This window comes from Chromobacterium rhizoryzae, assembly GCF_020544465.1.
Lineage (GTDB): Bacteria > Pseudomonadota > Gammaproteobacteria > Burkholderiales > Chromobacteriaceae > Chromobacterium.
In genome coordinates, this window is record NZ_CP066126.1 from 3,932,433 (window position 1) to 3,954,847 (window position 22,415).

A 22,415-nucleotide genomic window follows, 5' to 3' on the forward strand; every position below is an offset into this window, starting at 1 on the left:
GACGCGTGGGAACGCTTTCCCATATAATCCGTCCACATTCTTTTACCGCAAACGCACACGGCTGACAAATGATCATTCATCCGCAGTTCGACCCCGTGGCCATCCAGCTGGGCCCGTTGGCCATTCATTGGTACGGCCTGATGTACTTGCTGGGCTTCGCCAGCTTCCTGATCCTGGGCAACTACCGCATCAAGCGCGGCCACGCTTTCCTCACCTCCAAGCTGCTGGACGATCTGCTGATGTACGGCGCCGTCGGCGTGGTGCTGGGCGGCCGCCTGGGCGAGGTGCTGTTCTACCAGCCCGGCTATTATTTTAGTCATCCGCTGGAGATTCTGATGGTGTGGAAAGGCGGCATGTCCTTCCACGGCGGTTTCATCGGCGTGCTGATCGGCGTGGCGCTGTTTGCGCGCAAGCACGGCCGCAGCTTCTGGGAAGTCACCGACTTCATCGCGCCGCTGGTACCGCTGGGCCTGGCCGCCGGCCGCATCGGCAACTTCATCAACGGCGAGCTGTGGGGGCGGGTGGCCGATCCCCAACTGCCGTGGGCGATGCTGTTTCCGCAGGCCAAGATGGACGATCTGATCCAGGCGCAGCAATCGTCCGACCTGATGGTGACCCTGCTCAAATACGGCGGCCTGCCGCGCCACCCGTCGCAGCTGTACGAGTTCGCGCTGGAAGGCCTGGCGCTGTTCGCGCTGCTGTGGTGCTTCAGCGCCAAGACCCGCGCGCGCGGCCAGGTGTCGGCGCTGTTCCTGATGGGCTACGGCCTGGCGCGCTTCGGCAGCGAATACTTCCGCACCCCGGACGCCGGCATCTTCGGCCAGTCCGACGTGATCAGCATGGGCCAGTGGCTGAGCCTGCCGATGATCGTGATCGGCCTGGCGCTGTTCTACCTGTTCGGCAAGCGCAAGGCGGCCTAAGCCGGGCTAGGCTAGAATGCTTGCTATACGCGGCGGTTTTTAGTCCGCCGCTTCAAGGCCAGTCTTAATGACTGGCCTTTTTGAATCGCCGGCCCGCCGGCGCCAGCCCTTGCGGCTTTTCGTCCGCAATAGAGGAAAACACTGCCATGACCGCCATCAAACTGACGCTGGCCGGCGCGCTGTTGGCCGCCGCCGCCCTGGCCCACGCCGCCCCGACCGTGCTCAAGGTCTCCGCCATCCCGGACGAATCCCCCACCGAGCTGCAGCGCAAGTTCGCGCCGCTGGGCCAATACCTGGAAAAAGAGCTGGGCATCCCAGTGCAGTTCGTGCCGGTGTCGGACTACGCCGGCGTGGTCACCGCGCTGACCTCGGACAAGCTGGACATGGCCTGGCTGGGCGGCTTCACCTATGTGCAGGCCAGCCAGCGCGGCAAGGTGGTGCCGCTGGTGCAGCGCGAGGAGGACAGCAAGTTCACCTCCACCTTCATCACCAGCGGCCCGGCCAAGAGCCTGAAGGAGCTGAAGGGCGACAGCTTCGCCTTCGGTTCCGCCTCCTCCACCTCCGGCCACCTGATGCCGCGCTATTTCATGCAGAAGGACGGCCTCAAGCCGGAAAGCTTCTTCAAGAACGTCGCCTATTCCGGCGCTCACGACGCTACCGTGGCCTGGGTGGCCGCCGGCAAGGTGGAGGCCGGCGTGTTGAACAGCTCGGTGTGGCAGAAGCTGGTGGAAAGCAAGAAGGTGGATACCGCCAAGGTGCGCGTGATCGCCACCACCCCGGCCTACTACGACTACAACTGGACGGTGCGCGGCAGCATGGACAAGGGCTTGCAGGACAAGATCCGCCAGGCCTTCCTCAAGCTGGACGCCAAGAACCCGGATCAGAAAGCCGTACTGGATCTGCAACGCGCCAGCCGCTTCATCCCCACCAAGCCGGACAACTATAAGGGCATAGAAGCCGCCGCCGCGGCCGCCGGGCTGCTGAAGTGAGCCTGGAGCTGCGCGGCGTCGGCCTGAGCCTGGACGGCGCCGTCATTCTGCGCGACATCGATCTGCAGCTTGCCGCCGGCGAACAGGCGGCCCTGATCGGCCCGTCCGGCGCCGGCAAAAGCACCCTGCTCTTGCTGGCCAACACCGGCCTGCGCCCGGACTGCGGCGCGGTCCGGTTGCTGGACGCCGATCCCTGGCGCTTGCCGCGCCGCGCCTTGCGCGCGCTGCGCGCGCGCATAGGCAGCGTCTACCAGACGCCGCCGCTGCCGCCGCGCCAGCGCGTGATCCACGCGGTGGCCGCCGGCCGGCTGGCCCAGGGCGGCGAACTGGCGGCCTTGCGCCGCCTGCTGTGGCCGGACGACGCCGCCGGCGTCGCCGCAGAGCTGGAACGGCTGGGTCTGGCCGACAAACTATGGCAGCGCTGCGATCAGCTGTCCGGCGGACAGCGTCAGCGCGTCGGCATCGCCCGCGCGCTGTACCAGCGGCCAGACCTGATGCTGGCCGACGAGCCGGTGTCGGCGCTGGACCCCAGGCTGGCCGACGACAGCATACGCCTGCTGTGCGAGGACGCCCGCGCCCGCCGCGCCACCCTGCTGGCCAGCCTGCACTCGGTACAGCTGGCGCTGGCGCACTTCCCGCGCATCATAGGCCTGCGCGACGGCGCCGTCGTCTTCGATCTGCCGCGCGAGCAAGTCCATACCCAGCTGCTGGCCGAGCTCTACGCCGGCGAGATGCCCGAGACCGCGGTGGAGCCGGCCGCGCCCGCCGCGCTCAGAGGCTTGCAATGCTGAGACCCGCGCCGCGCGACCCGGCCGCCCGCGCGCGGCTGGGCTGGCTGCTGCTGACCCTGGCCTTGCTGCTGCCGACGCTGCCGCTGACCCAGTTCACGCTGAGCACTCTGTTCAACGGCGACACCTGGCTCAGCCTGGCGCGTTTCGCCGCCGGCTTTCTGCCGCCCGCCCACGACGGCGACTTTCTGAAAGAAGTGGCCAAGGAAACCGCCACCACGCTGGCGGTGGCCAGCGCCGGCCTGTGCCTGGCCATGCTGCTGGGCGCGCCGCTGGCCTTCGCCACCAGCCGCGCGCTGGACGATCACCAGCTCACCGCGGTCCGGCCGCGCCGCACCGTCCTGGCCGCGCAAAGCCTGCTGCGCGGGCTGATGGTGTGGCTGCGCGGCGTGCCGGACATCGTCTGGGCGCTGCTCTTCGTCCGCGCCGCCGGCCTGGGCAGCCTGCCGGCGGTGCTGGCCTTGGGCCTGGCCTACGGCGGCATGCTGGGCAAGGTTTACGCGGAGATCCTGGAATCCCAGCCGCGCGCGCCGGCCCAGGCTCTGGCGGCGGCCGGGGCCAGCCGCTGGCAGCGGCTGTGCTGGGCGCTGTGGCCTCAGGCCCTGCCGGAATTGATCAGCTACAGCGTTTACCGCTGGGAATGCGCGATCCGCGCATCGGCGGTGATGGGCTTCGTCGGCGCCGGCGGCATCGGCCAATTGCTGGACAGCAGCCTGAAAATGCTCAACGGCGGCGAGGTCGGCGCCCTGCTCCTGGTATTCCTGCTGCTGGTGGGCTTGAGCGAGGGCGTCAGCCGCTGGTCGCGGCGCGCGCTGGAGCGCGACGGCGGCGGACGCCGCCTATTGCTGGCCGGCGGCGCGCTGACCGCGTTCAGCCTGTGCTGGCTGTGGCCGGATTGGCGCGCCAACGGCTTTGATTGGCGCGGCCTGCCGCGCTTCGCCATGGAATTCCTGCCTCCGGACCTCTCCGCCCCAAACTTGCGGCCATTGGGACAAGGCGTGGTGGAAACCTTGGCGATGTCGGCGCTGGGCACGGTGCTGGCCGCCTTGCTGGCCATGCCGCTGGCGCTGCCGGCCGCCGGCCGGCTGGGCGCAGCCGCCAAGCGCGCGACGCGGCTGTTGCTGAATATGCTGCGCGGCATTCCGGATCTGCTGTGGGCGGCGCTGGCGGTCTTGGCCTTGGGCCTGGGGCCGGCCGCCGGGGTGCTGGCGCTGGCGATGCACACCGCCGGCGTGCTGGGCCGTCTGTTCGCGGAAACGCTGGAAAACGCGCCGCCGCAAGCGGAACAGGCGCTGCTCAACGCCGGCGCGGGCCGCATCGCCGCCTTCTGCTATGGGCCGCTGCCCATGGTGGCCAGCCAATGGCTGGCCTATACGCTGTACCGCTGGGAAAACAATATCCGCATCGCCACCGTGCTCGGCATCGTCGGCGCCGGCGGCCTGGGCCAGCAGCTGTATCTGGCGCTGTCGCTGTTCCAACAACAAGCCGCCGCGGCCGTCATCCTGGCGATGGTGGCGCTGTCCTGGGGCGTGGAACAGCTGAGCCGCGCGCTGCGCCGGCGCATGGGCTGAAACGAGGACGGGGCGGCAAGCCTAAGCCTGCCGCCCCGTCGTCTCGCGCCTTCATCCCACGTCTATCGAGCTTCCCTGCACGCGGCCAGGCCGCAGAGAAACATCGCCAGCGCGGCGAAAGCCAGCCCCTTGGCCAAGACGAACGGCCACGCCGCCGAACCGGCGTCCGCCAACGCCATGCCCAGCAAAGCCACCGCGCAAGCGGCCGCGGCCATGCACAAGGAGCCGAGATACCATCCTTTCTTGCTCATCACGTTTCTCCTCTTCCCACACATCGAATCTTCTTATTGTTCCAGCCTGCCTCGCCAGGCGACGTCCACGAACGTCGCCCGTTCAGATTGCCAGCCATGGCCGGCGGCCGCAATAGGCCGTCTCCCCCAAGCCCGCCAAGGGGCGGACGGCGGCGTCTCAGCCCTCCTGCTCCGCCGGTGCGGCGGGCAGCGTTTTTTGCTTCAAGTACAACAAGGCTTCGCGGATACGGTCGCGGAAAGCGGCTTTCTCTTCCAGCCACTGTAACGGCCGACCAACGGCGATGTCGACGAAGAAGGGCACCGGCAGCCATTGACCGCGCCCCATCGCCCGGCCCAGGCCGTGCAGATAGACCGGCACCACCGGCACCTCGGGGAAATCCCGGCTCAGATACCAGATGCCGGACTTGATCTCGGACAGCACCTCGGGCTCGCCCCGCGAGCCTTCCGGAAACAGGATCAGGATACGGCCCTGGCGCAGCGCCTCGCGGCAGCCTTCCAGCGGGTCCAGGCCCTTGGCCACGCCCCCGCGCACCACCGGAATGATGCCCACCACCTGGGTGGCGAACCAGGCGAACAGGCGGTTTTTCAGGAAGTAGTCCGCCGCCGCCGCCGGCTGCACCTCGGGGATGCGGCCCAGCGGAAACAGGCTGTACAGCGCCAGGATGTCCAGGTGGCTGTTGTGGTTGGCCACCACGATGGCCGGGCCGCGCAAGGGCAGCCGTTCCTGGTGGCGCACCGTCACCCCCAGCCACAGACGCACCACCGGCCGGGCCAGCAGCAGGACGAACAGAATGCGCAGCAATCGGCTCATCATCGGCTCAGAAGTACAAGTAATGGACATAGTGGAAGAACAGCGGCGCGGTATAGGTCAGCGAATCCAGCCTGTCCAGCACCCCGCCGTGGCCGGGCAACAGGCGGCCGGAGTCCTTGACCCCGATGTCGCGCTTCACCGCGGAAATCACGATGTCGCCGATAAAGCCCATCACCCCGATCAGCAGGCCGGCCAGCGCCGCGTGCAGCGGCGAGAACGGCGTCAGCAGCGGCCCCAGCAACCAGCCCAGCAGGCAGGTGGTCAGCGCGCCGCCGAGGAAGCCCTCCAGCGTCTTGTTGGGCGACACCTTGGGCGCCACTTTGCGCCGGCCGAAGGCCTTGCCCCACAGGTATTGCGCCACGTCGTTGAGCTGGGTCAGCGCCACCAGGTAGAACAGCAGCATCGCGCCCTGGGCCGGTTCGCCGATATGGGTCAGCTGGGGCAGGGTCAGCACCGCGGCCATATGGCTCAGGCAGAACACGCAAATCATCAAGCCCCATTGCAGCGAGGCGGCGGCCTTGAGAAAGCCCTGGGTCTCGCCGATCAGCACCATACGCATCGGCAGGAACAGGAAGATGTAGACCGGGATGAAAATGATGAACATGCCGTACCAGTGAACGCCCAGCCAGTAATACTGCAGCGGGATGCTCAGATAGGCCCAGAACAGCACCACGTGATCGGCGGTGCGGGTGGCGCACAGCGTCAGGTATTCCTTCAGCGCCAGGAAGCTGATCAGCGCGAACACCACCAGCGCCAGCGGCACATTGCCCAGCAAGGTCAGCGAGAAGCAGGCGACGATCCACCACCAGGTGCGGATGCGCAGCTTCAATTCCAGCCAGTTCTTCTGCGGCGAGCGGCTCTCCAGCACGCGGATGGCGACGCTGGCGATCACCAGCAGCGCGAATACGGCGCCCAGCGCCCAGATCAATGCTTGCGGCAACAGCGGTTTAAACATCTTCGCCCTCTTTCAAAATGGCCCGCGCCCGGTTGACGCAGGTCAGCGCCATCAAGGCGGCGCTCAATCCAAACACCCAGCCGCCCCAGGCCGCCGCCTGCGGCCACAGGCCCAGCAGCAGCGCGAAGGCGCCGTAAACAAAGGCGCGATCGCTCTTGCCCATCGGTCCGTCGTAGCGCCGGCTCGCGCCAAGGCTAGGGCCCAGCACGCCGACGAACTCGGTCAGCAGCGCCAACGTCACCGCCAGCACCGCCCAGGCAGGCTGGGCCAGCAGCAGGGCGAAGGGCAGATAGAGCGCCGCGTCGGACACCACGTCGCCCACCTCGTTGAGAATGCCGCCCAAGCGCGACTTCTGGCCGTGCTCGCGCGCCAGCATGCCGTCGATGGCGTTCAAGGCCATGCGCAGGAACAGGAAGACGGGCAGCAGCAGCCAGGGCAAGGCCTGATCCGGCCGGCAGGCCAGCCAGCCGCCGTAGGCGATGGAGGCCAGCATGGCGCCGAGCGTGACGTGGTTGGCGGTGACGCCAAGGGAAACCAGGCCGCGCAGCAAGGGGCGCAGCAGGTCCTGAAAACGGGATTTGAGTTGATAGATGCTGGGCATTTCGGCTTCGGCTTGTCTGCTTCGTCCCGACGCGCTTTCGCGCCAGTCATCACAGTCGTCAAGAAAAGTTGCAAATCCGTCGACGCGTCCGCCAATGGGGAACGCACGGAAAACGCGATTATGCCGATTGCAGAAAAGCGCGGCAAAGGAAATTGTTTGGCAATCCTACCTCGAACAAAAATACCGGCTCGCCGCCGCCGCGGCCTCAATGCGGACAAGGCATTGTTCCAATAAGGAAAATCACACAATCAAAACAAATTAATATATAAGACTAATTTTTAATAATTTCCAAGAATTTGCAAGATGCCTTAGCATCAGTTCATCGCATGTCATGGGTTTATCCATGGCAGGAAATTTCTCAGAATCACGATGCGCCGGCATCTTCTGAAACCGCGCCGCCAACAGGCGCGATTGAAACCCGCGGCGCGTCTTCAGACTAGGGGCATCATCATGAAACACGCCATCGCATTGGCCATCGCCTTGAGCGCCACCGCCACCGCCGCCTGGGCCGACCGTCTGGACGACATCAAGAAAGCCGGCGTGCTGCGCGTCGCCGCCTTCGACAGCAACCCGCCCTTCGGCTTCCTCGACGCCAAGACCCGTCAGATTTCCGGCCTGGACGTGGACGTGGCCCAACACATCGCCAAGAAACTGGGCGTAAAACTCAGCCTGATCCCCACCAATCCGGCCAACCGCGTGCCGCTCTTGGTGTCCGGCAAGGCCGATCTGGTGGCCGCCAACTTCACCGTCACCGACGAGCGCAAGAAGCAAGTGGCGTTCAGCCTGCCCTACTTCGCCTCCGGCCAGCAGTTCATCGCCCGCAAGGGATCGCTGCAAAAGCCGGAACAACTGGCCGGCCTGCGCGTGGGAGTGGACAAGGGCACCACCCAGGAAGTGAATCTGCGCGACAAATACCCGAAAACCACCGTGGTGGCTTACGACGACACCCCCCTGGCCTTCACCGCGCTGCGCAACGGCAACGTCCAGGCCATCAGCCAGGACGGCTCCAAGCTGGCCGCCTTGCTGGCCAATGCGCCGGACAAGGCCAAGTTCGAACTGGCGCCGTTCACCCTGACCCGCGAATACCAGGCCATCGGCCTGCCCAAGGGCGAGGCGCGTCTGCTGAAAGCTGTGAACGACAGCCTGCTGGAACTGGAAAAATCCGGCCAGGCCGCCAAGATCTACAATCAGTGGTTCGGCCCGGCCACCAAAGCGCCGCTGCCTAGGGACTTCAAGATCGGCGAAGCCAGCTAAGACCCGCTAACAAAACCCCTGATCCTGCGTTGCGCCTCCTTGTCGTACCACTTGTACTTCCTGCGTCGGCGCGCCTTGGCTCAGGTTCTCTGCGAGGTTTTCTTAGCGGCTCTAAGAACCTATTTACGATCTGCTGCGCGTCGGCGATACGGCGTTGAAAATGCTTTCAGAATGCTCATGTACCACCTGAGCATTCCGCTTCTTCAACCGTTTTCACCTGCTCTCGCCTTAGCTCGCGAGATCGTAAACACGTTCCAAGACCCGCGTTTTCCCATCCGTATCCCCAGCCGCCGGGCGCGCCCGGCGGTTTCGCCATTTCAGACGCCGCCGGCGCTGAAAGGCGGAGCGCAATCGCCATACAGGACAGCAAGCAATGAATCCCCCCTCCTGGCTCGGCCACCACTGGCTGGAGCCCCACTACCTGGGCTGGCTGCTCAAGGGCGCGCTGCTCACCGGCTGGCTGGCCCTGCTGGTCTGCGCCGCCGCCACCGCGCTCGGCATGCTGCTGACCGTGGCGCTGGAGTCGCGCTGGCGCGCGCTCGGCCGCGGCGTCGGCCTCTGGGTCAGCTTGCACCGCAACACTCCGCTGATGGTGCAATTGCTGCTGTGGTATTTCGGCGTGGCCGGCCTGCTGCCTGAAGCCGCCATGCTGTGGCTGAACACCCCGCGCAGCCTGCCCTTGCCGGGCGGTCTGGCCTTGCCGTGGCCGTCCTTCGAATTCCTGGCCGCGCTGGTGGGCCTGACCCTGTACAGCGCCAGCTTCATCTGCGGCGAACTGCAGGCCGGGCTGCGCGGCGTCGCCGCCGGCCAGCGCCAGGCCGCGCGCGCGCTGGGCATGAACGGCTGGCAGGAATTCCGCTGGGTGGTGCTGCCGCAGGCCTGGGCGCTGGCGCGCCGGCCCTTGGTCGGCCAATACACCGCGGTGGTGAAGAACACCTCCTTGGCGATGGCCATAGGCGTGGCCGAGCTGTCCTACACCTCGCGCCAGGTGGAAACCGAAACCCTGCTCGCCTTCCAGGCCTTCGCCGTCGCCACCGCCGCCTATCTGCTGCTGGTGTTGCTGACCCAGGCGCTGAGCCAGCGCGGCGAGCCGGCATGGAGGGCGCCGCGATGATGCCGCCGGTGATTCAGGACAATCTCGATTATCTGCTGTGGGGCAATCTGGCCAACGGCGAGCCCGGCGGCCTGCTGCTGACCCTGGCCATCAGCGCCGCCGCCGGCGTGCTGGCCAGCCTGCTGGGCCTGGCCGGCGGCATCGCCCTGGTGATGGGCGGGCCCGGCCCGCGCCGCGCGCTGGGCGCGCTGGTGGCGCTGCTGCGCGCCATCCCGGTGCTGATGCTGATCTTCTGGTGCTATTTCCTGCTGCCCATCCTGTTTGGCGTGGACATCCCCGGCGTGCTCACCGTGGTGCTGGCGCTGGCGCTGATCAACGCCGCCTATCTGAGCCAGTCGGTGCGGGCCGGCATCGCCGCCATCGGCCCCGGCCAATGGGCGGCCGGACTGTCTCTGGGGCTGGACCGCTGGCAGACGCTGCGGCTGATCGTGCTGCCGCAGGCGCTACGCATGATGCTGCCCTCCTTCGTCAATCAGTGGATCACCCTGATCAAGGACAGCTCGCTGGCCTATGTGGTGGGCGTGGCCGAATTCACCTTCGTCGCCACCCAGGTCAACAACCGCGAGCAGGTCTACCCGCTGGAGATTTTCGCCTTCATCGCGCTGGCTTATTTCCTGGTCTGCGGCGGCCTGCAGTTGCTGGGCCGCTGGAGCGACAAGCGCTGGAGCCTGCCGGCCCGGGCCTGAGCCCGGGGAAAACCGCCCCGGCGCTGGAGCCGACCTCATCGAGCAGAACAGCGTAGGAGCCGGAGTCCTGTAGCGCGGGGCTCCGGCTTTTGGATTTGAACTGGATGCGCTCCGGCGGGAAACGCGGCAAGCAAGCGCTTGATCCGCGTCAAGCCGCCTCGCAACAGCCCGTGCGTCCGCCGGGCCGCCGGGCGTAGCCTATTTCGGTCTCGGACAATCAGGATAATCATCATGCACTTGCCGCTACGCTTCGCCATCGTTTCCGCCTTCGCCGCCCTGCACCTCAGCCCGCACGCGCACGCCATGCCGGCCGCGCCGGACTATGTCGACGACAGCCAATACCTGTCCGCCGCGCGCCAGCGGGTGCTGCCGCCGGACATCCCCTGGCAGGGGGACAGCCAGCGCTTCGCCGCCAAGGCGGACGACGCCTGGGCCACCCCGCTGGAAGCCAGCGGCTTCAAGCACACGCCGGCCTATCCGGAAACCATCGCCTATCTGAACCGGCTGGCCGCGGCCAAGCCGGCGCTGCTCAAGCTCAGCCCGATGGCGGAGAAAACCGACCAGGGCCGCGACATGATGATGGCGGTGGTGTCCGCCGCCGCCGATAAATCGCCGCAGGGCCTGCGCGCCAGCGGCAAGCCGCTGATCTATGTGCAAGCCGGCATCCACCCCGGCGAAGCCAACGGCAAGGACGCCGGGCTGATGCTGATCCGCGACCTGCTGATCCGCGACGACGCGCTGCTGTCCAAGGTCAACCTGCTCTTCGTCCCCACCGTCAACGTGGACGGCGACATGCGCTACGGCAAATACGGCCGCATCAACCAGAACGGGCCGGAACAGACCGGCTGGCGCGTCAACGGCCGCAACCTCAATCTGAACCGCGACTTCACCAAGCTGGACAGCCCGGAAATCCGCAATGTGGCGCGCGCGCTCAACGACTACCAGCCGGACTTCTTCATCGACACCCACAGCACCGACGGCGTCAACTACCAATACGACGTCACTTATTGCAATAACGGCCAGGGCTGGTCGCCCGCGTCCAGCCGCTGGATGGATCAGGTGATGACGCCCGAAGTCTACCGCGAGCTGCGCCGCTACGGCCACGAGCCCAATGTCTGCATTTCGATGAACGACAACGAGAACCCCGACAAGGGCTATTACCCGTATTACAGCGACCTGGCGCGCTTCTCCAACCAATACGCGGACGCGCGCGGCATCCCCGCCATCCTGGTGGAACTGCACGCGCTCAAGCCCTACAAGCAGCAAGTGCTGGGCAACTACGTGCTCTACCGCGCCATCTTCGACAGCGTGTCCCGCCATTACGACGGCCTGCGCGCCGCCATCGCCAAGGACCGCGCCGCGCGGCCGGACCCGGTGACGCTGACCTGGAAGGAGGCCGAGGGCAAGCCCAAGCTGGTGGACTTCAAGGGCGTCAAATTCGACAAAGTGCCCTCCCCCGTCACCGGCGACAAAATCATGCGCTGGAGCAATCAGCCGCGCGACTACCGCCTGCCCATCACCCCGCTGACCGTGCCGGACCTGATCGCCGCGCGGCCCAAGGCCTATGTGGTGCCGGCGCAATGGCATGAGGTGATCGCCCGCCTGCGCGCCCACGGCATCCAGCTTCGCGAACTGAGCCGGCCGGAAACCCTGGACGTCACCGTCTACCGGCTGGACGACATCAAGCTGGGCACCCCGTTCGAGCCCGATCGCGAATCCGCCGACAAAATCCCCGGCTATGAAGGCCGCTTGCTGATAGACGGCAAGCCCAGCCCGCTGCAGCGCAAAGTCACCTATCCGGCCGGTTCCGTGGTGGTGGACCCGCAACAGCCGCTGGGCACGCTGGCGATGCTGCTGCTGGAGCCCTCCAGCCCGGATTCCTTCCTGCACTGGGGCTTCTTCAACGCCAACCTCACCTCGGCGGAAGCGCCGGAAGCCTATGTGATGGAGCCGATGGCGCGGCGGATGCTGGCGGAAAGCCCGGCCCTGCGCCAGGCCTTCCAGGCCAGGCTCAAGGACCCCAAGTTCGCCAAGGACCGCAACGCCCGGCTCAACTGGTTCTATGAGCAGACCCCGTTCGCCGACAGCAACCGCTTCCTCTACCCGGTAGGCATCGTGCGCTGATCCCGTCCCGCGCAAGCGTCCGCCGGCTTGTCTACAATGAATAGATTAAAGCCGGCCGGACCTCACGGCGCGGGCGCCCACTCAAGGCGGGGCGGGCAGCGGATCGTTTCCATGTTTGCAGCGGCGGACCGGCCAGGCCGGTCAACGGCCGCAACCAGGAGAAACCCATGCACATCAAGATTCTCGGCGCCGCCGCCTGCATCGGCCATCCCGGCCACACCACCAGTTTCCTGATCGACGAGGACACTCTGATAGACTGCGGCACCGGCGTCACCAGCCTGCGCCCGGACGAAATGCTGTCCATCCGTCAGGTGCTGCTCACCCACAGCCACGCCGATCACTGCGGCTGCCTGCCGCTGCTGGCCGACGTCCACGCCAGCCGCCGCGGGCCCGGCCTCACCGTTTACAGCCAGCAGGAAACCCTGGACGCGCTGCGCGCCCACCTGTTCAACGGCGAGCTGTGGCCGGACTACACCCGCCAGCCCAGCGTCGAGCAGCCCTGGCTGCGGCTGCAGGCGGTGGAACCCGGCTACGCGCTGCCGCTGGGCGAAGGCCTGGCCACCGCGCTGCCGGCCAATCACAGCGTGCCGGCGCTGGGCTGGCTGATAGAAGGCAGTTGGCGCGCGCTGGCCTTCAGCGGCGACAGCGGCCCCTGCCCGGCTTTCTGGCAATGGGTGTCCAATGTGCCCTCGCTGACCGACGTGATCTGCGAGCTGACCTACACCGACGAACGCCAGGGCGAGGCCGCGCGCCAAGGCCATATGACGCCCTTGCTGCTGCTGCCCTTCCTGCCGCAGCTGCCGGCCAACACCCATCTGTGGATCAGCCACATCGACCCCGGCTGCCGCGAGCACCTGCTGGAACAGCTGCGCTCGGAATACCCCAACGGCCTGCGCGTCTGCCCGCTGCGCGAAGGCATGGTGATCGAACTGTAGCCGCAGGAGGCCCGCGCCATGCAAGGCTATCAACTCTCTTTCTTCACTCAGCAGGGCCACAGCCACGACGGCCAGCCCTTGGCGGAATGGATACTGCAACAGGCGCGGCGGATGGGCGTCCGCGGCGCCACGCTGTTTGCCGCCAGCGAAGGTTACGGCCGCCACCGCCGGCTGCATTCCGCTCACTTCTTCGAACTGGCGGACCAGCCCGAGGAAGTCACGCTGGCGCTCAGCGCCGACGAGGCCGAACGACTGCTGGCCGCGCTCGCCGCCGCCGGTATCAAGGTGTTTTACGTGAAGACGCCGGTGGAGTTCGGCGTGCTGGGGGAGGAGGAATCGTAAAAACGAAGCGCCAAGGGACGGCGGATAAAACAAACCCGCCGGCGGGCGAGGGAGAAGCTGCGTCGATTCAAGCGCTCAAACGCTCCGGCAGAGGCTGGCGCTCTTCCTTCATATGCTCGTACACGTCTTTCACCAGCGCGACGATGCCATGCAAGGCCTTGTCCTGAGTACTGTCAAGGTGCGACAGCAAGGGAAACTCGTCGCAGAGCCCAACATACTCCTCGTCTTCCGACGACCAGACGACCCGGTACGAGTAGTGTCGATAATCCATCTTACGCTCCTTCAATCTTCTCAATCGCTTTCAGCACCTGCTTAACCTGATAGGCCTTCGCTTTGCCGCGGCCATTGTCTTGAATATTCACCCCGCCCGGCACACCTGGGATCTTGTAGATATGATGGCTGCCCTTAGAGCCTGTTCAAAGTCTCGCGAGCAAGAGCGAGACAAGGCGAAAACGAGCGAAAAAGCGGAATGTACAAGTGGTACATGAGCATTTTGAGTTCGGTTTCAACGCTGTATCGCCGCAGCGCAGCAGACTTTGAACAGGTTCTTAACGCGCCCTTCGCCGAAAAGGGCATCACACACGGCCACAAGTTCATCAAAACTGATATTGCCCGCCGATGTCCTCATTTTCCCTATGGTTTTCTCGACAGTCATCATTGACCTCTGCCAGCCAAGTATAGCTTGATGCTGGCCCCCCCCTAAACCGTCAAGCCGGCAAGATCATTGAAAAACAATATATTGCCGTCAGCCCGCCGACGTCCACGCCTCTGAAAATCGCAGGTGCTCAGTCAACGCCCCACCATGGAACACAATGAAACAGGGCATGGCTCGCAAGCCATGCCCTGTTCCGCTACGTCGCCGTTTAAGGCTCAGCGCGTCACGTCGAAACCCGCGTCCTCCACCGCCGCCGCCAACTCCTCCGGCGACACGATCTCCGCGTCGTACACCACCTTGGCCTGCTTGGCCTCCAGGCTGACCTCGGCCTCGCTGACGCCGGCCATGCCGCTAAGCACGCCGCTGACGCTTTTCACGCAACCCTGGCAGGTCATGCCATCCACTTTCATGATCAATTCGGACATTGCTTTCTCCTGAAAAAATTCAAAACTTCGCTAGCGCCGATGCCGCCCTATTTCCAGCGCCGCAACAACAGCGAATTACTCACCACCGATACCGAACTCATCGCCATCGCCGCGCCGGCGATCACCGGGTTCAACATGCCCAGCGCCGCCAGCGGTATCCCCATCACGTTGTAGATGAAGGCGAACAGCAGATTCTGCCGGATTTTGCGCAGGCTGGCGCGCGACAGCCGGATCGCGTCCACCGCATGCATCAGGTCGCCGTGCATCAGCGTGATATCGGCGGCCTCGATCGCCACATCCGAGCCGGCGCCCATCGCCAGGCTGACGTCGGCGGCGGCCAGCGCCGGCGCGTCGTTGACGCCGTCGCCCATCATCGCCACCTTGAAACCCTGCGCCTGCCAGCGCCGCACCTCCGCCGCCTTGTCCTGCGGCTTCACCTCGGCGCGATAATCGCGAATGCCCGCTTCCGCGGCGATGCCGGCGGCGGTGGCCGGGTTGTCGCCGGTCAGCATCGCCACCCGTATGCCCATGGCCTGCAACTGCGCCACCGCCTGGGCCGAGCTGGGCCGGATGCGGTCGGCGATCGCCAACAGGCCCAGCAGCTCCTCGCCGCGCGCCACCGCCACCACGGTGTTGCCCGCCTGCTGCAGGGGCAAGGCGGCGGACAGCGCCTGCTCGCCCAGCCAGCCGGGCACGCCGGCGCGCACCAGGCCGTGGCCGGCCACCTCAGCCTGCACCCCCTGCCCCACCTGGGCGGCGAAGCCGCTGACCGGCAGCAAGGGCAGGCCCTGCTGCTGCGCCTGCTGCAGAATGGCGCGCGCCAGCGGGTGTTCCGAACCGGCCTCCACGCTGGCGGCCAGTTGCAGCACCAGGTCCGCGTCCGCCGCCAAGGGCAGCACTTGTTTCACTTGCGGCTTGCCCTCGGTCAGCGTGCCGGTCTTGTCCACCAGCAACACCCCCACCTGGCTGGCCAGTTCCAGCGCGGTGGCGTTGCGGAACAGAATGCCGCGCCGCGCGCCGTTGCCCACGCCCACCATCACCGCCGTCGGCGTGGCCAGGCCCAAGGCGCACGGGCAGGCGATCACCAACACCGCCACCGCGTGAATCAGCGCCGCCGACCAGTCCTGCAGCCACAGGCCGGTGACGACGAAGGTCAGCAGGCTGATGCCCACCACCACCGGCACGAACACGCCGGAAATCACGTCCGCCAATTGCTGGATCGGCGCCTTGGAGCCCTGGGCCGCGCTGACCAGACGCACGATCTCGGCCAGTTGGGTGTCGCCGCCCACGCCGGTGGCGCGCACTTTAAGCATGCCGTCCTGATTGCGGGTGGCCGCGTAGACGCTGTCGCCCACCCGCTTGGCCACCGGCAGGCTTTCGCCGGTGAGCATGCTTTCGTCCAGCGCCGCCGCGCCGTCCACCACCTCGCCGTCCACCGGCAGGGTTTCGCCATGGCGCACCACCACCACATCGCCCTGGCGCAGCGCGGTGACCGCCACCTCTTCCACCCGGCCGTCCTCGCGCTCCACACGGGCGGTCTTGGGCGCCAGCCGGATCAACTCTTCGATCGCCGCCGAAGTCTTGCCCTTGGCGCGCGCCTCCAGCAGCTTGCCCAGCAGCACCAGGGTGATCACCGAGGCGCTGGCTTCAAAATAAACATGCTGGTCCTCCAGGCCCAACAACGTCACCGCCGCCGATAGCAGCCAGGCCATGCTGGTGCCCAGAGCCACCAGCACGTCCATATTGGCGCCGCCGCCGCGCAACGCCGCCCAGGCGCCCTTGTAGAAACGCCAGCCAACTACGAACTGCACCGGCGTGGCCAAGGCCAGCTGCCAGTAACGCGGCAGCCAGCCATGGTGGCCGCCGCTGAACATCGCCGCCATTTCAATGACGAAGGGCAGCGTCAACAGAGCGGAAAACGCGAACCACAGCCGCTCGCGCCGGTAGCGGCGCGCATGCTCCGCGGCCAGGGTGTCGTCGCCCGGCCCGGCCTTGGCCGCGGCCTGGTAGCCGGCACGGCTGACCGCGGCGATCAGCGCCGCCTCGTCGGCCAGCCCGGCCACGTAATCGACGCGCGCGCTCTCGCTGGCGAAGTTGACCTGGGCGGACACGCCCGGCAACCGGTTCAGCACCTTCTCGATGCGGCCGGCGCAGGCGGCGCAAGTCATGCCCTGAATATCCAGCTCCGCCTGCCGGCGCGGCACGGCGAAACCGGTCTTGGCGATGGTGTCCACCAAGGTTTGCGGCGGGGTTTTGACCGGGTCGAACGAGACCTTGGCCGATTCGCTGGCGAAGTTGACCGCCGCCTCCACCCCGTCCAGCCGGTTCAACTGTTTTTCAATCCTGGCGGCGCAGGCCGCGCAACTCATGCCCTCAATCGGCAAATCCACGGTGCTTGCTGTCATGATGACCTCCTGAGCCGAATTATATACCCCCATAGGGTATAAATGGCAAACCCTTTTTTCACTCTTGTCACCGTGGCGGGCTTTACCACGCCGGCGGCCGCGTGGTAACAAGATAGGCTGAGAACCCTTGCAGGAAAACGCTATGCCCCTGAAACGCTACGGCGACGATTGCGCCTTGATCGTGGTGGACGTGCAAAACAGTTTTTGTCCCGGCGGCGAACTGGCGGTGGCCGACGGCGATCAGATCGTGCCGCTGATCAACCACATGATGCAGTTCTTCAACCGGGTGGTCCTGACCCAGGACTGGCACCCGGCCAAACATGTGTCCTTCGCCAGCCGGCATGCCGGCAAGCAGCCTTTCGACAGCATCCAGCTGCCGTATGGCGAGCAGACGCTGTGGCCGGATCACTGCGTGGCCGGCAGCCATGGCGCGGCATTCCACCCCGAGCTGGACACCAGCCAGGCCCAACTGATCATCCGCAAGGGCTGCAACCCGGCTCTGGACAGCTATTCCGCCTTTGTCGAAGCGGATCGCCAAACTCCCACCGGCCTGGCCGGCTACCTGGCCGAGCGCGGCGTCAAGCGGGTATGGCTGGCCGGGCTCGCCACCGACTACTGCGTGGCCTGGAGCGCGCTGGACGCGCGCGCAGCCGGCCTGGAAACCACGGTGGTGGACGACGCCTGCCGCGGCATCAATCTGAACGGCTCGCTGAGTAGCGCCTGGGCGCAGATGCTGGCCGCCGGCGTGCAGAGGCTGCGCTCGGACGAGGTGTAAGAACCTGTTTACGATCTGCTGCGCGTAGTGAAGCGTTGCACGGTGAGTACGAGCTCAAAATGCTCATGTACCACCTGTACACTCCGCTTTTTCGCTCGTTTCCGCCTTGTCTCGCCTTAGCTCGCGAGATCGTGGACAGATGCTAAGCAAGCCCGGCGCTGGCAGGCGCCTGGAAACAAAAACACTTAGGAGAAAAAGAATGAAGCTATTCCAACACGCCCGCCTCTGGCTGGCCGCCGGCCTGCTGCTGGCCGGCTTGGCGCGCGCGGACGCGCCGCTGGTGCTGATGACGGACTTCGGCCTCAAGGACGGCGCGGTGTCGGCGATGCGCGGCGTCGCCTACTCGGTGGACCCCAAGCTGACGCTGTCCGACCTGACCCACGAGATCCCCGATTACGATATCTGGAGCGGCGCCTACCGGCTGTACCAGACTGCCAACTACTGGCCCAAGGGCACGGTGTTCGTGTCGGTGGTGGACCCGGGCGTCGGCACCGAGCGCCAGTCCGTGGTGCTGAAGACCCGGGACGGCCGCTACTTCGTCAATCCCAACAACGGCCTGCTGACCTTGATCGCCGAACGCGACGGCGTGGCCGAACTGCGCCGCATCGACGAGAAAACCAACCGCTTGCAGGGTTCGGCCGATTCCTACACCTTCCATGGCCGCGACGTCTACGCCTACACCGGCGCGCGGCTGGCCGCCGGCAAAATCCGTTTCGAGGACGTGGGCCCGCCGCTGCCGGCCGCCGCCGTGGTCAAGCTGTCGTACCAGCGCGCGGAAGCCGCCGACGGACGGCTCAAGGGCATGATCCCGGTGCTGGACCCGCAATACGGCAATGTGTGGACCAATATCCCCAAAACCTTGTTCGAAGCCCAGGGCTTCCGCCCCGGCGACGCGGTGAAAGTGCGCATATTCAAGCAGGGCAAGCCGGTGGACGAGGTGGTGGCGCCTTATCGCCGCACCTTCGGCGAAGTGCCCAGCGGCCAGCCTCTGGTCTATCTGAACAGCCTGCTGGACGTGTCGCTGGCGCTGAATATGGACAACTACGCCGCCAAGCGCGGCATCGGCTCCGGGCCGGAATGGTCGGTGGAGCTGAGCCGGCCCTGAACGCCGCCGCTACTCGAAATCGAACTTCAAAGTGGCGCTGCCCTGGAACCCGCCCGGCGTCGGGTTCTCCACCATCTTCACCGGCCAGGCGGTCAAGCCGAACAAGGCGCGCAGATTGTCGTAATCCAGCGCGATCGGAATCAGTTGCCCGCCGGCCGGCACCCCGCCAGGCAGGCTGGGCGGCACCAGCTTGCCGGCGCTCTCCATCGCCACCGCCACGTTCTGATGCGTGGTTTCCAGATAGCGCGCGTCCCGGCCGTGCGGCCGTCCTTCCAGCGCCAGATTGATCTTGACCCCGGCGGAGATATTGGTGCATTGAATCTGGAAAGTGCGGCTCACCGCGCTTTGCCTGGCCGCGCCGGGACGGGCCAATTGCCCGGCGATCAAGGGGCCGAAATCGATGGTGGTTTGCTGCCCCGCGGCCAACTTACAGTTCTGCGGCACCGTCACGCTCATGCTCATGAACAGGCTGACCATAGGAGAGCTGCCCGGTGCCGTAGGGTAGCCACGCACGCCGAACACATCCAGCACTTTGAATTCCGGCACATTCAAGGTGCCGACAAACGGACGGCTGATCAACAAATGCACCCGCCCCCGGCTACCGGTTTCAAAGGGCCGCGAACCTATCGTCTCGCCGTTTACGCAGCGTAGCTGGCCGGTCATTTCATTGCTCAAACTGTCCCACGGCACCGCTTTATACTGTCGAACCTCCCCAGCGAGAAAGACCTCCACCCCCACTTGCAGATTGCGGTTCAAGGCATAGAACTGCAACGGCACGCCATTGACCGTTCTGCGCTCCCCCTTGGGCAACTCGGTCCTGGTGGTGTAGAACACCTTGTAAGGTATTGTCGATCCAGTACAAGCGCAGCCCGCCACATACGTCTTGCCCAAATCCCATAAATAAGCGTTCGGATACAAGGCCCCCGCCGCATTGTCATCCGGCGAGGTAAAAGTCCGGTTAAACGCGAAACTGAACCGGGGAACCGAGCCTGTAGGCTCGCAAGGCCCCGCATTGGCCATGCCTCCAAGCAGGAAGCTCAGCAGCATGACGCCGATGCTCCGCCGGATTTTGATGTGCTTCATTCGCTGATGCTCCACTCGATCATATTGCAAAGTCGGCCCGCTCCCGCGGGCTAGCCGCAGTTCAGCGTCCGCCGCTGGTAATAGCGGCCGGCCTTGGCCGGCGGCAGCCGGTAATCGGCCGTACACTGGCCGCCCCGCCATTTCACCGTCAGCCGGCCGGTCTCCCGCTTCAGCAAGGCCAGCACCTTGCCCCTGGGGTCGACGATGCCCAACGGTTTGCCGTCGGCGTCCTCCACGCTGGCGCCAAACGGCGCCGGAGCGCCGTCCGGCCGCAGCAGGGTGAACTGGGCGCGCTGGCCGCTTCTGGCCTTGAACACGCCCTTGACCACGGCGCCGCGCCGCGGCACCACCAGCTTGACCGTGTCGTCCAGTTCCACGTCGGCCCCCAGCTGCCGGGTATCCAGGCTCAGGGTGTTGACGCGGTAGGGCTGCGCGTAGGGTTGCACCGCGTAGCCGTTGCGCCCCAGTTCGCCGCCGTTGCCGGTGCGCAGCGCCGGTCCGGTCACGCCGTCCACTTGCAAGAGCGCGAAGGTGTCGCCCACCGGACGGCTCAGGTTGACGCCGCCGCCATGGGCGACAATGGCGCCGGACAGGCCGACGCTGGCGGACTGGTAATGACGCGCCGCGTTGTAGGCCGCGCTCAATTGCACGAAATCGGCGTTGTGGTTGACGCTGAGCCCGCCCGAGGTGCTGCCGTTGCGCCCGGCATGGCCAAGCTGCACGGAATAGCTGGTGTTCTCGCCCAGATGGCCGCTGACGCCGGTTTGCAGCGTGGAGCCGTTGCCGGAGGTGTGGCTCAGGTTGGCGTACATCCGCGGCGAGCGCGGCTTGGGCCCCAGCGGCGCGGTGAAGGTCAGCATCACCTGGTTGCTGCTGACGCCGCCGGGCCGGCTGTCGCGGCTCCGGCTCAAGGTGAAGTTGTAGCCCAGCAGTTTCCAGTTGTTGCCGTAGCCCAGGCCCACGCTGCCGCTGCTGCCGTTCTGTCCCCAGTAGCTTTGCTGGCTCAGGTTCAGATACAGGCTGCCGAAACGCCGCTCGCGGCCCAGGTCCTGCTGGGTGCTCAGATCGATGCGCGAGCGGCTGCGGCCGAACTGTCCCTGGCTATTGCCGGCGAGATCGTTGGCGTGGTCGTTGAAACTGCGATAGCCGGAGGTCGAATAGCGATACGCGGCCAGCGTCAGGTTGGTCAGGGTGCGGGTAAAGGTTTTGGCGTAAAGCAGTCTCAAGCTCTGCCCTTGCCGCCGCGCGCCCCTGACCCGGCTGTTGGACTGGGTGAAGTCCAAGGACAGCGCGCCCAGCGGGGTGTTGGCGCCCACGCCCAGGTTGACGGCCTGAAAATTCGATGTGAGCTGGAAGCCCGCCGCCACCGTGCTGTCGTCGCCCGCGCCGTAAACCAGGGTGCCGGCGGCGAAGCTGGGATGCACGTCCTGGCTGCCCTGATACTCGCCGAAGGCGGCGCTGTAGCGCCAACGGCCCTTGCGCAGCATCAGGGGCAGGCTGGAGAAGGACTGCTGCGTCACCCGCTTGCTGCCGTCGGCCTCGGTGACGGTGATTTCCAGATCGCCGTTGGAGCCGGACGGGAAAATATCGCTCAGCTCGAACGGCCCCGGCGGCACATTGGCGCGGTACAGCGTATAGCCGTTCTGGCGGACTTCCACCACCGCGTTGCTCTGCGCCTGGCCGCGCACCACCGGCGCGTAGCCGCGCTCGCCGTCCGGCAGCATCGCGTCGTCGCTGGCCAGCTGCGCGCCTCGGAAGCGCACGCTGTCGAACAAGGTGGAGTCTGCGTATTGCTCGCCCAGCGCCAGCTGGCTTTTCCAGCCGATCAAGTCGCGCTGCAACACGCTGCGGTTGCTGCGCGCGCTCATGGACTGGCCGTCGGCCCAGTTGAAGGTGCTGTCGTTGCGCAAACGCCAAGCGCCCAGGTTGACGCCGTTTTGCAGGCCGAGGAAGGCGTTGCGGCGGTTGACCCCGCCCGGCTCGCTGCTGCGGCTCTCATTGCCGTTGAACTGGTAGTTGACGTAGGCGGCGGCCACGCCGGCGTCCCAGAGCGCCGGGTCGATATAACCGCGCGCGCCGCGGCTGAGAAAGGCCTGGGGAATGCTCAAGCTCAGTTGCAGCCGATTGGCGTCGTAGTCCGCCGCCGCCAGGTCCATCAGCGCCGGCAGGTCCAGGCAGGCCGGGTCGTCCGCGGACAAGGTCGGCGTCAGGCTTTGCAGCTGCACGCCGGCCGCCTGCAGCAAACCGGCGTCGATGCAGGCTTCCACCTTGCCGCTGGCCGCCTGGCGAAACAGCACGTCGCGGCGGCCGGTCAGATTGCCGTTGACCAGCACGTCCACGCGATAGTTGCCGGGCAGCAAGGCGTTGCCGGCGCTGAGCACCGCGCTCAAATCCGGCATCCGGCCGGAGCCGTTGATGAAGTTGGTGTTGAAGGCCAGCAAGACGGGCGCGGACTGCGCCTCTCCTTCCGCCGCCTCCGCCCGGGCCAGTTCCGCCAGCGCCATCAACAGGGCCAGGCAGCCGGGCTTCAGCGCGGAACGGCGTCGGATCGAGGTTTTATTCCAGGGCTGACGATTTGGACGTATGCGCATGATTGGGCTTTATACGGAGGGGATCCGGCAGATGG

Annotated in this window: 22 protein-coding genes; 13 read left to right on the top strand and 9 right to left on the bottom strand. The window is 66.1% G+C overall.

The window, feature by feature from the left end; translation table 11 throughout:
- Window positions 1-68 precede the first annotated feature (68 nt).
- The 4 genes from lgt to phnE all read left to right on the top strand — a co-directional run bounded on the left by lgt (window position 69) and on the right by phnE (window position 4,268).
- Entirely contained in the window at window positions 69-920 is an 852-nt protein-coding gene (gene lgt / locus JC616_RS17775; protein WP_107798460.1) for a prolipoprotein diacylglyceryl transferase, read from the top strand.
- A gap of 146 nt (window positions 921-1,066) precedes the next feature.
- A complete protein-coding gene (locus tag JC616_RS17780) occupies window positions 1,067-1,909 on the top strand; it encodes a putative selenate ABC transporter substrate-binding protein (protein WP_107798459.1) in 843 nt (280 codons plus the stop codon).
- Window positions 1,906-2,700 (top strand): phosphonate ABC transporter ATP-binding protein, encoded by a 795-nt coding sequence (locus JC616_RS17785; protein WP_227104578.1) that lies wholly within the window; start codon window positions 1,906-1,908, stop codon window positions 2,698-2,700. Before JC616_RS17780 ends, JC616_RS17785 begins: the two co-directional genes overlap by 4 nt.
- Window positions 2,694-4,268: a phosphonate ABC transporter, permease protein PhnE gene (gene phnE, locus JC616_RS17790; protein WP_227104580.1), complete on the top strand. Its 1,575-nt coding sequence runs from the start codon at window positions 2,694-2,696 to the stop codon at window positions 4,266-4,268. The genes JC616_RS17785 and phnE overlap by 7 nt, the downstream gene beginning before the upstream one ends.
- 62 nt (window positions 4,269-4,330) lie before the next feature.
- On the opposite strand, the gene JC616_RS17795 is transcribed toward phnE, so the two are convergent.
- From JC616_RS17795 to JC616_RS17810, 4 genes are all read right to left on the bottom strand, one after another.
- Window positions 4,331-4,519 carry a hypothetical protein gene (locus JC616_RS17795; RefSeq protein ID WP_107798457.1) on the bottom strand — a complete coding sequence of 63 codons (189 nt, stop codon included), beginning with the start codon at window positions 4,517-4,519 and terminating at the stop codon, window positions 4,331-4,333.
- Between the two features lie 157 nt (window positions 4,520-4,676).
- Entirely contained in the window at window positions 4,677-5,330 is a 654-nt protein-coding gene (locus JC616_RS17800) for a lysophospholipid acyltransferase family protein (protein WP_227104582.1), read from the bottom strand.
- Between the two features lie 7 nt (window positions 5,331-5,337).
- Window positions 5,338-6,285 carry a phosphatidate cytidylyltransferase gene (locus JC616_RS17805; RefSeq protein WP_107798455.1) on the bottom strand — a complete coding sequence of 316 codons (948 nt, stop codon included), beginning with the start codon at window positions 6,283-6,285 and terminating at the stop codon, window positions 5,338-5,340.
- Window positions 6,278-6,886, bottom strand: coding sequence for a CDP-alcohol phosphatidyltransferase family protein (locus JC616_RS17810; protein ID WP_227104585.1), 609 nt, complete (start codon window positions 6,884-6,886; stop codon window positions 6,278-6,280). The genes JC616_RS17805 and JC616_RS17810 overlap by 8 nt, the downstream gene beginning before the upstream one ends.
- A 450-nt stretch (window positions 6,887-7,336) precedes the next feature.
- Between JC616_RS17810 and JC616_RS17815 the strand changes: the two genes are divergently transcribed.
- From JC616_RS17815 to JC616_RS17840, 6 genes are all read left to right on the top strand, one after another.
- Window positions 7,337-8,140 (top strand): ABC transporter substrate-binding protein, encoded by an 804-nt coding sequence (locus JC616_RS17815; RefSeq protein ID WP_107798453.1) that lies wholly within the window; start codon window positions 7,337-7,339, stop codon window positions 8,138-8,140.
- A gap of 373 nt (window positions 8,141-8,513) precedes the next feature.
- Window positions 8,514-9,254, top strand: a complete 741-nt coding sequence (locus JC616_RS17820) for an amino acid ABC transporter permease (RefSeq protein WP_227104586.1) — start codon at window positions 8,514-8,516, stop codon at window positions 9,252-9,254.
- Complete coding sequence (locus JC616_RS17825) at window positions 9,236-9,940, top strand: amino acid ABC transporter permease (RefSeq protein WP_227104588.1); 705 nt, start codon at window positions 9,236-9,238, stop codon at window positions 9,938-9,940. Before JC616_RS17820 ends, JC616_RS17825 begins: the two co-directional genes overlap by 19 nt.
- A 231-nt stretch (window positions 9,941-10,171) precedes the next feature.
- Window positions 10,172-12,064, top strand: coding sequence for a M14 family metallopeptidase (locus tag JC616_RS17830; protein WP_227104591.1), 1,893 nt, complete (start codon window positions 10,172-10,174; stop codon window positions 12,062-12,064).
- Window positions 12,065-12,231: 167 nt separating this feature from the next.
- The gene (locus JC616_RS17835; RefSeq protein WP_107798450.1) at window positions 12,232-12,999 is read left to right on the top strand and encodes a 3',5'-cyclic-nucleotide phosphodiesterase; all 768 of its coding nucleotides are present in this window, start codon (window positions 12,232-12,234) and stop codon (window positions 12,997-12,999) included.
- An 18-nt stretch (window positions 13,000-13,017) separates the two neighbouring features.
- Window positions 13,018-13,341 carry a DUF190 domain-containing protein gene (locus tag JC616_RS17840; RefSeq protein ID WP_227104592.1) on the top strand — a complete coding sequence of 108 codons (324 nt, stop codon included), beginning with the start codon at window positions 13,018-13,020 and terminating at the stop codon, window positions 13,339-13,341.
- A gap of 67 nt (window positions 13,342-13,408) precedes the next feature.
- On the opposite strand, the gene JC616_RS17845 is transcribed toward JC616_RS17840, so the two are convergent.
- Window positions 13,409-13,612, bottom strand: coding sequence for a hypothetical protein (locus JC616_RS17845; RefSeq protein WP_048409942.1), 204 nt, complete (start codon window positions 13,610-13,612; stop codon window positions 13,409-13,411).
- A gap of 213 nt (window positions 13,613-13,825) precedes the next feature.
- On the opposite strand from JC616_RS17845, the gene JC616_RS17850 reads away from it, so the two are divergent.
- Window positions 13,826-14,002, top strand: coding sequence for a hypothetical protein (locus JC616_RS17850; protein ID WP_227104594.1), 177 nt, complete (start codon window positions 13,826-13,828; stop codon window positions 14,000-14,002).
- A 209-nt stretch (window positions 14,003-14,211) separates the two neighbouring features.
- Here the strand turns inward: JC616_RS17850 and JC616_RS17855 are convergent, their stop codons facing one another.
- Window positions 14,212-14,421 (bottom strand): heavy-metal-associated domain-containing protein, encoded by a 210-nt coding sequence (locus JC616_RS17855; RefSeq protein WP_019102750.1) that lies wholly within the window; start codon window positions 14,419-14,421, stop codon window positions 14,212-14,214.
- Between the two features lie 47 nt (window positions 14,422-14,468).
- Window positions 14,469-16,826, bottom strand: coding sequence for a heavy metal translocating P-type ATPase (locus JC616_RS17860; protein ID WP_227104596.1), 2,358 nt, complete (start codon window positions 16,824-16,826; stop codon window positions 14,469-14,471).
- 142 nt (window positions 16,827-16,968) lie between these two features.
- Here JC616_RS17860 and pncA point away from each other — a divergent pair, with 142 nt between their 5' ends.
- Together pncA and JC616_RS17870 are read left to right on the top strand one after the other, a co-directional pair.
- Complete coding sequence (pncA, locus tag JC616_RS17865) at window positions 16,969-17,601, top strand: bifunctional nicotinamidase/pyrazinamidase (protein ID WP_227104598.1); 633 nt, start codon at window positions 16,969-16,971, stop codon at window positions 17,599-17,601.
- A gap of 199 nt (window positions 17,602-17,800) precedes the next feature.
- On the top strand, window positions 17,801-18,706 hold the full coding sequence (locus JC616_RS17870; RefSeq protein ID WP_227104600.1) for an SAM hydrolase/SAM-dependent halogenase family protein: 906 nt from the start codon (window positions 17,801-17,803) through the stop codon (window positions 18,704-18,706).
- A 9-nt stretch (window positions 18,707-18,715) separates the two neighbouring features.
- Here JC616_RS17870 and JC616_RS17875 read toward each other — a convergent pair whose 3' ends face one another.
- Together JC616_RS17875 and JC616_RS17880 are read right to left on the bottom strand one after the other, a co-directional pair.
- Window positions 18,716-19,624, bottom strand: a complete 909-nt coding sequence (locus tag JC616_RS17875) for a spore coat protein U domain-containing protein (RefSeq protein WP_227104602.1) — start codon at window positions 19,622-19,624, stop codon at window positions 18,716-18,718.
- A gap of 215 nt (window positions 19,625-19,839) precedes the next feature.
- On the bottom strand, window positions 19,840-22,380 hold the full coding sequence (locus JC616_RS17880) for a fimbria/pilus outer membrane usher protein (RefSeq protein WP_227104604.1): 2,541 nt from the start codon (window positions 22,378-22,380) through the stop codon (window positions 19,840-19,842).
- Between the last annotated feature and the right edge of the window lie 35 nt (window positions 22,381-22,415).

Excerpts from the sequence above, each read along its gene's own strand:
- phnE (WP_227104580.1), top strand. The coding sequence starts at position 2,694 with ATGCTGAGACCCGCGCCGCGCGACCCGGCCGCCCGCGCGCGGCTGGGC.
- JC616_RS17850 (WP_227104594.1), top strand. The coding sequence starts at position 13,826 with ATGAGCATTTTGAGTTCGGTTTCAACGCTGTATCGCCGCAGCGCAGCA.
- JC616_RS17795 (WP_107798457.1), bottom strand. The coding sequence starts at position 4,519 with ATGAGCAAGAAAGGATGGTATCTCGGCTCCTTGTGCATGGCCGCGGCC.
- JC616_RS17810 (WP_227104585.1), bottom strand. The coding sequence starts at position 6,886 with ATGCCCAGCATCTATCAACTCAAATCCCGTTTTCAGGACCTGCTGCGC.
- JC616_RS17820 (WP_227104586.1), top strand. The coding sequence starts at position 8,514 with ATGAATCCCCCCTCCTGGCTCGGCCACCACTGGCTGGAGCCCCACTAC.
- JC616_RS17800 (WP_227104582.1), bottom strand. The coding sequence starts at position 5,330 with ATGAGCCGATTGCTGCGCATTCTGTTCGTCCTGCTGCTGGCCCGGCCG.
- JC616_RS17825 (WP_227104588.1), top strand. The coding sequence starts at position 9,236 with ATGGAGGGCGCCGCGATGATGCCGCCGGTGATTCAGGACAATCTCGAT.
- JC616_RS17830 (WP_227104591.1), top strand. The coding sequence starts at position 10,172 with ATGCACTTGCCGCTACGCTTCGCCATCGTTTCCGCCTTCGCCGCCCTG.
- pncA (WP_227104598.1), top strand. The coding sequence starts at position 16,969 with ATGCCCCTGAAACGCTACGGCGACGATTGCGCCTTGATCGTGGTGGAC.
- JC616_RS17780 (WP_107798459.1), top strand. The coding sequence starts at position 1,067 with ATGACCGCCATCAAACTGACGCTGGCCGGCGCGCTGTTGGCCGCCGCC.
- JC616_RS17840 (WP_227104592.1), top strand. The coding sequence starts at position 13,018 with ATGCAAGGCTATCAACTCTCTTTCTTCACTCAGCAGGGCCACAGCCAC.
- JC616_RS17815 (WP_107798453.1), top strand. The coding sequence starts at position 7,337 with ATGAAACACGCCATCGCATTGGCCATCGCCTTGAGCGCCACCGCCACC.
- JC616_RS17855 (WP_019102750.1), bottom strand. The coding sequence starts at position 14,421 with ATGTCCGAATTGATCATGAAAGTGGATGGCATGACCTGCCAGGGTTGC.
- JC616_RS17870 (WP_227104600.1), top strand. The coding sequence starts at position 17,801 with ATGAAGCTATTCCAACACGCCCGCCTCTGGCTGGCCGCCGGCCTGCTG.
- JC616_RS17880 (WP_227104604.1), bottom strand. The coding sequence starts at position 22,380 with ATGCGCATACGTCCAAATCGTCAGCCCTGGAATAAAACCTCGATCCGA.
- JC616_RS17805 (WP_107798455.1), bottom strand. The coding sequence starts at position 6,285 with ATGTTTAAACCGCTGTTGCCGCAAGCATTGATCTGGGCGCTGGGCGCC.
- JC616_RS17835 (WP_107798450.1), top strand. The coding sequence starts at position 12,232 with ATGCACATCAAGATTCTCGGCGCCGCCGCCTGCATCGGCCATCCCGGC.
- JC616_RS17845 (WP_048409942.1), bottom strand. The coding sequence starts at position 13,612 with ATGGATTATCGACACTACTCGTACCGGGTCGTCTGGTCGTCGGAAGAC.
- JC616_RS17860 (WP_227104596.1), bottom strand. The coding sequence starts at position 16,826 with ATGACAGCAAGCACCGTGGATTTGCCGATTGAGGGCATGAGTTGCGCG.
- lgt (WP_107798460.1), top strand. The coding sequence starts at position 69 with ATGATCATTCATCCGCAGTTCGACCCCGTGGCCATCCAGCTGGGCCCG.